Source organism: Bradyrhizobium sp. STM 3809 (assembly GCF_000239795.1).
Taxonomy (GTDB): domain Bacteria; phylum Pseudomonadota; class Alphaproteobacteria; order Rhizobiales; family Xanthobacteraceae; genus Bradyrhizobium.
The window spans coordinates 1-5,829 of the sequence record NZ_CAFJ01000212.1 but is presented as its reverse complement, the minus strand read 5'-3'; the positions used below and the strand labels follow the sequence as shown (position 1 = coordinate 5,829).

Here is a 5,829-nt window from a genome sequence, read left to right as displayed (position 1 = left end):
GCGCCCAGTTCAGGGCCTGGCGCAAGAGGTCGTTGCCCTTGCGCACCCCGATCCCGACGCCCTCGCCGAAATAGCGGCTTTCGACGAAAGGTCCACCAGAAAACGCGCAGCAATCCGCCGAATCGGTACCGTTGACCCAGAATGCCAGCGCGATGCCGTCGCCGAAGATGAGGTCGACGTCGCCCCGGCGCAGCGCCTGGCGCAGCGCGTCGTCGTTCGGATAGGGCTTGATCTCGGCGTCGGTGAACATCGCCTTGAGGTAGGCCTCATGGGCGGTGCCGGCGATGGCGCCGATCTTCTTGCCCTCCAGCAGTTCCGGGCGGATCTCGGCCATCACGGCGTCCCGGCGCGACACGAAGCGCGCCGGCGCGCGGTAGTAGGGGTCGGAAAAATCCAGCCGCGCCCGCATCTGCGGCGTCACCGCCATCGAGGCGATGATGGCGTCGCCGCGGTTCGAGGTCACGGCATCGATCAGGGTCTCGAAGCGGCGCATCTGCACGGTGCAGGTGACCTTGATCTCGTCGCAGATCGCGCGCGCCAGGTCGACGTTGAAGCCGGCCGGATTGCCGTCCGGACCGGTGAAGTTGAACGGCGGATAGTCGGTCTCGGTCAGGAAGCGGATCACCGTGAGGCGCGACAAATCCGGCCGTTCCGGGCGCCGGCGCGGATCCCAGAAGCCGGGCACGGCCTGCGGCGCCGCCTCGACGGGCGGGCGAACGGGCGCCTGGGCGCGGGCCGCCGGGGCAGCCGCGGCGAGACAGAGCAGCGCGGCCGCAAGCGCGGCCGGGCGGATCAATCGCAGGCGTGGTGACAGGGCGGTCGGCATCAGCGGTCCCGAGGGTCAGCGCGCCTTATAGACCATCCCGGCGCAAATTCGAGGCTGGATTGGGCCGATGAGACCCCGCCCCGGCTGAGCGTTAATGGGCTCAGAGGTATTTCTTCAGGTCCGCCGCGGCTTCCTCGGGCGTCCGCTTCAGGTTGAACGGCGCGACGAACCGGCCGTTGCGGTCCATCAGGTAGACCAGCGCGGTGTGGTCCATGGTGTAATCGCCGTCCTTGAGCGGAACCTTCTTGGCGTAGACCCGGTACTCGGCGAGCACCTTGGCCAGCACCTCGGGATCCCCGGTCAGGCCCTTGAGGCGCGGATCGAAGCTGGAGAGGTAGTCCTTCATCGTCGCCGGATTGTCGCGCTCGGGATCGACCGAGATGAAATAGGCGTTGACGCCGTCACCGTCCTTGCCCATCGCGCGCAGCACCTCGGAGATCTCGAACAGCGAGGTCGGGCAGACGTCGGGGCAATGGGTGAAGCCGAAGAAGATCAAGCTCGGCCGGCCCTCGAGGCTCTTCTCGGTCACCACCGCGCCGGTCTGGTCGGTGAGCTGGAACGGGCCGCCGATCGCGGCTGGCGCCGCGATGTTGCGGCCTCCGCCCATGATCAGGAACATCAGCGACAGGCCGACCACGAGGCTCGCTGCGAAGGCGCCGACGATGACCAGCGGACGGGTGGCATTGGCGGGCATGCCGTATTCCTTATCTCTGTCTCAGAAGCAGGCGCTGAAGCCGGACGCGATCATCTCGAAGAACACCGCGGTGCCATACGTCGCCCACAGCACGCCAGCACCGGCCACGAGCACGACGCCGATCGCGCCGGCCGCCAGCGCCGGCATGGACGCCAAGCGACGACCGGAAGCCGATGACATGTCTTGCGGCGCTGAAAGCGGCTGCATGATGGCGCGTACTCATCCGGCGGGGGACTGGCCCGAAATGGCACAAGCCGGCACCCGCTCGCCCTCTGAGATAGGCCGCGCCGGCGGGCGAGGCAAGCGCTCAAGCGCCTGCTGCGGTCACAGGCTGCGGAGCGAGAGCAGGAGCGAGCTCGCCATCAATGCGAGGCGGAGGCCTTGGCGGCAGCCGGGGAGATCGCCGGCGCGTTCGGGGCCACCTGCGGCGCCGACGGCGACGAGGCCTGGGCGTCCATGTAGCAGGGCTTGTACATCGCCTGCAGCTCCCTGCCCTTCAGGAAGATCATCCGCGGCGTCAGGCCGCCCCGCTGAGAGATCCAGCGGCGGATCGGCGACGGATACATCGAGTACAGCATCTGGGTCGCCTCGGGATTGGTGACGGCCCGGCCGTTGGCGCCGAAGTCCCAGGCGGCGTGGAAGCCGAGATTGGCATGCGAGGTGACGCAGATCTTGTCGTGCGGGATGGCGCCGAGCACGATGGTGCAGGCCGAGGCGCACAGCCCGTCGATGATCACATACTCACCGGAGGAGCGCAGGCCCTGGTATTTGTCGACATAGGTGCCGATCCGGCCGCCGCGGTCGTCGGCGATCCGGACCACGGCCTGGCTCGCGCCGACCCCCGACAGGAACAGAACAACCGCGAGCAACCCCGTCCAGAATTTCATGTCGAGCCCCAGTTCAACCCGGCGAAACCGATCTGACCGACTTTGATGCACGTCGTGTGATGCACGTTTCGTGAGCGCGTCGTGTGATGCTTGGACTGCGAAGGACCTTGCAATCACCTCCCCAGAACCGGAACGCGAAAGCCAAATCCAAATCGCCTCTGCAGCGTGTTGCGAGATCGTGTTTTTGTCCAGGACGGCGCAGCAGCACGAACCAAATTCAGGGCAAGTGTTGCAAGCTCGCTGCACCATGGGTTGCCGCGAGGAAAACATCGCCTCACCCTGGTTCCGAGCATGGCAGCCGCGCCACGAGCGGGGCAACAGCCCGGCATGATTCGCCCACCACTGCGGCTTTCGCATCACGGCGGCGCAGCAAAGCCCGTGGAATCACGGGACATCAGGCAACAGCTGTCCACCGCCCCTGCGGGGCGGCCGCAACAGGGGGGGAGCGGCCAGAGATCGAAAGGCCACTCGTCCAGGCACCGCGGCGCCCGCCACGCCGCACGCGCCGATCCGTGATCGGCGATGGCCCGGCAGCGACGAGGGGCGCGAGCGAACTAATCGTTGGGCAGACGAACGGTGGCGCCGAAGGTGACGAGCGGCGCGTCGGCGGCGCCGAGCTGGATCTGCTGCGCCGGCACTTCCTGATAGCTGCCGTCTTCAGTCTTCCTTAACTCATATTGCCAGACCGTTAACGTCTCGCCGCGCGCGAGCGCATTGCGGATGCGGCTGGCGCCGCGTCCCGGCAGCTTGATCAGGTCGTCGCGCATCATGCCGATCATCGTCGGGCTGTCGCCGCGATGCAGCTCGAAGAACACCATGCGGTTGGGCTTGGTCTGCGGCTTGAACACGGTATCGGCCGTGAACAGCACCAGACAGATCGCGACCGCGATCAACTTCCAGGTATCGGACAACATGCGACGCAAATCCCCCGCACCGTCTCTGCGCGCAGCGGCGTAGGCCTCGCCCGCGGAGACGGCAACTTACAGTTTGGTCATGCCAAATGAGATGACCTCGGACGTAATCGATTCGACGCGCGAGCGGCGCAATCATCGCCTCCTCATCGTTCACAACATGGAGAGCAGAGATGACCGACTTCGCCGGGATCGCCGAGAGCTACATCGCGCTGTGGAATGCGCGCGAGCCGAAGGAGCGGCGTGCGCTGCTCGCGCGGCAATGGACGGCCGATTCGACCTATGTCGATCCGCTGATGCGGGGCGAAGGCCATGACGGAATCGAGGCCCTGATCGCCGGCGTGCAGCAGCGCTTCCCAGACTTCCGCTTCCGTTTGCTCGGCCCGGCCAACGGCCACGGCGACCACGTCCGCTTCTCCTGGTCGCTCGGCCCGGAGACCGGCGATGGTCCGATCCAGGGCACGGATTTCGTCGAGCTGGCCGATGGCCGCATCCGCCGCGTCACCGGCTTTCTCGACAAGGTGCCCGAGGGCGCCTGAGGCCGCCGGCGCCGACGCGATCACCGCGCGCAGGCCTCCCATGCCGGGATCGACGCGCGTGCCGCGATGGATTGCGCTACGTCAACGTCGATCCTGATCCGCCGCTGCAAGACCTCTGCTGCGGCGGAGCAGCGGTCGCGGGAGGCAGCGTGCAGCAATCAAGTCCCATCGAAGATCATGCCGTGGCGGCCGGCCCGCTGGCCGCCATCGCGACCCTTCCCGCGCTGTGGCGCTGGCGCGTCGACCAGTCCCCGGACATCGCGGCCTATCGCCAGTTCGATACGACGCGGAACGGATGGACGTCCCTGAGCTGGCGCGAGATCGACGGCATCGTCGCGCGCTGGCAGCGGGCGCTCGCGGCCGAAGGCTTTGCGCCCGGCGATCGCATCGCGATCCTGATGCCGAACGGGCTTTCGCATCTCGCCATGGACCAGGCGGCGCTGGCGCGCGGGCTGGTGCCGGTGCCGATGCATGCGGTCGACAACGCCGACAGCATTGCCTACATCCTCGCCGATTCCGGCGCTCGGCTGCTGCTGGTCGATTCCGACACGCGCTGGCAGGAGATCGCCGCCGTCGGCCATGCGCTGCCCGACCTCGAGCGGATCGTGTGCGCCGAGGCGCAGGCAAGCCCCGGCGCCGCCGACCCGCGCGTCCTTGCGCTGGCCGCCTGGCTGAGCGCGGCTGACGATGGCGCGCCTCTCGCCCCGGTCGCGATCGCGCCGCGCGACCTCGCCGCGATCGTCTATACGTCGGGCACGACCGGCCGGCCGAAAGGCGTGATGCTGTCGCACGACAACGTCGTCGCCAACCTCAAGGCCATCCATCAGCGGCTCGCCGCGGCGAGCGACGACGTCTTCCTGTCGTTCCTGCCGCTGTCGCACACCTTCGAGCGCACCGCCGGCTATTACTACGCGATCGCGATCGGCGCCTGCGTCGCCTATGCGCGCTCGGTGAAGCAGCTGTCGGAGGACCTGCTGGAGGTTCGTCCGACCATCCTGGTCTCGGTGCCGCGCATCTATGAGCGCATCTATTCGCTCGTGATGCATCACCGCGCGGTGGCCAACCCGCTCGCGCGCGCGCTGCTCGACCTGACGGTCGCGATCGGCGGCCGCCGCTTCGACGCAAGGCACGGACACGGCTCGACGTCCGTGTTCGACCTGATGACCTGGCCGCTGCTGCAGCACCTGGTCGCCGACAAGGTGCTCGCCCGCTTCGGCGGCCGGCTCAAGGTGGCGGTCAGCGGCGGCGCGCCGATCGCCGAGCCGGTGGTGCGGCTGTTCCTCGCGCTCGGGCTCGAGGTGCTGCAGGGCTACGGCATGACCGAGACCTCGCCGGTGGTCAGCGTCAACACGCCCGAGGACAACGACCCGCGCAGCGTCGGCCGCGCGCTGCCGGGCGTCGAGGTCCGTATCGGCGACAATGACGAGCTGATGGTGCGCGGCCCCAGCGTGATGCTCGGCTATTGGCACAAGCCGGAGGAGACGGCGCGGGTGAAGGAAGCCGACGGCTGGCTGCACACCGGCGACCAGGCCCGCATCGACCGGGGACGCATCACCATCACCGGCCGGATCAAGGACATCCTGGTCACCTCGACCGGCGAGAAGATCGCCCCCGCCGATCTGGAGACCGCGATCCTCACCGATCCGCTGTTCGAGCAGGCCATCGTGATCGGCGAGAACCGCCCGTTCCTCGCCGCGATCGTCGTGCTCAATCCCAAGGGCTGGGCCGAGCAGCAGGCGCGGCTCGCCGCCCACGGCCAGCGCGGCAGCGAAGCCGAAGCCGCCTCCCTGCTCCGCCACATCGCCCGCACCGTGAAGGCCTATCCGTCCTACGCCACGCCGAAGGCGGTGCATTGGACGCTCGAGCCCTGGACCATCCAGGCCGGCCTGATCACGCCGACATTGAAGAACAAGCGCCCGGCGATCGAGCGGACCTTCGCCAAGGAGATCGACGCGATCTACGCGAGGCGGCC

At 68.0% G+C, this 5,829-nt stretch carries 7 protein-coding genes; 2 read left to right on the top strand and 5 right to left on the bottom strand.

Features of this window, described 5'->3' with window-relative positions:
• The 5 genes from BRAS3809_RS11480 to BRAS3809_RS11460 all read right to left on the bottom strand — a co-directional run.
• A partial coding sequence (locus BRAS3809_RS11480; protein WP_035656108.1) for a transporter substrate-binding domain-containing protein occupies window positions 1–826 on the bottom strand: 826 nt, incomplete at its 3' end.
• Between the two features lie 100 nt (window positions 827–926).
• On the bottom strand, window positions 927–1,520 hold the full coding sequence (locus tag BRAS3809_RS11475) for an SCO family protein (protein WP_008962263.1): 594 nt from the start codon (window positions 1,518–1,520) through the stop codon (window positions 927–929).
• Between the two features lie 21 nt (window positions 1,521–1,541).
• Window positions 1,542–1,676, bottom strand: coding sequence for a hypothetical protein (locus tag BRAS3809_RS11470; RefSeq protein ID WP_502685664.1), 135 nt, complete (start codon window positions 1,674–1,676; stop codon window positions 1,542–1,544).
• A 206-nt stretch (window positions 1,677–1,882) separates the two neighbouring features.
• Window positions 1,883–2,407 carry a hypothetical protein gene (locus tag BRAS3809_RS11465; RefSeq protein WP_008962261.1) on the bottom strand — a complete coding sequence of 175 codons (525 nt, stop codon included), beginning with the start codon at window positions 2,405–2,407 and terminating at the stop codon, window positions 1,883–1,885.
• 554 nt (window positions 2,408–2,961) lie between these two features.
• Complete coding sequence (locus BRAS3809_RS11460) at window positions 2,962–3,321, bottom strand: hypothetical protein (protein ID WP_008962260.1); 360 nt, start codon at window positions 3,319–3,321, stop codon at window positions 2,962–2,964.
• 170 nt (window positions 3,322–3,491) lie between these two features.
• Here BRAS3809_RS11460 and BRAS3809_RS11455 point away from each other — a divergent pair, with 170 nt between their 5' ends.
• Both BRAS3809_RS11455 and BRAS3809_RS11450 read left to right on the top strand, forming a co-directional pair.
• Window positions 3,492–3,857, top strand: coding sequence for a nuclear transport factor 2 family protein (locus tag BRAS3809_RS11455; RefSeq protein ID WP_008962259.1), 366 nt, complete (start codon window positions 3,492–3,494; stop codon window positions 3,855–3,857).
• A gap of 149 nt (window positions 3,858–4,006) precedes the next feature.
• Window positions 4,007–5,829, top strand: a 1,823-nt coding sequence (locus BRAS3809_RS11450) for an AMP-dependent synthetase/ligase (RefSeq protein WP_063824006.1), incomplete at its 3' end; no start/stop codon positions are given.

Bases quoted from the DNA above. Each gene is read 5' to 3' on its own strand.
- BRAS3809_RS11475 (WP_008962263.1), bottom strand. From the start codon at position 1,520: ATGCCCGCCAATGCCACCCGTCCGCTGGTCATCGTCGGCGCCTTCGCA.
- BRAS3809_RS11465 (WP_008962261.1), bottom strand. From the start codon at position 2,407: ATGAAATTCTGGACGGGGTTGCTCGCGGTTGTTCTGTTCCTGTCGGGG.
- BRAS3809_RS11460 (WP_008962260.1), bottom strand. From the start codon at position 3,321: ATGTTGTCCGATACCTGGAAGTTGATCGCGGTCGCGATCTGTCTGGTG.
- BRAS3809_RS11455 (WP_008962259.1), top strand. From the start codon at position 3,492: ATGACCGACTTCGCCGGGATCGCCGAGAGCTACATCGCGCTGTGGAAT.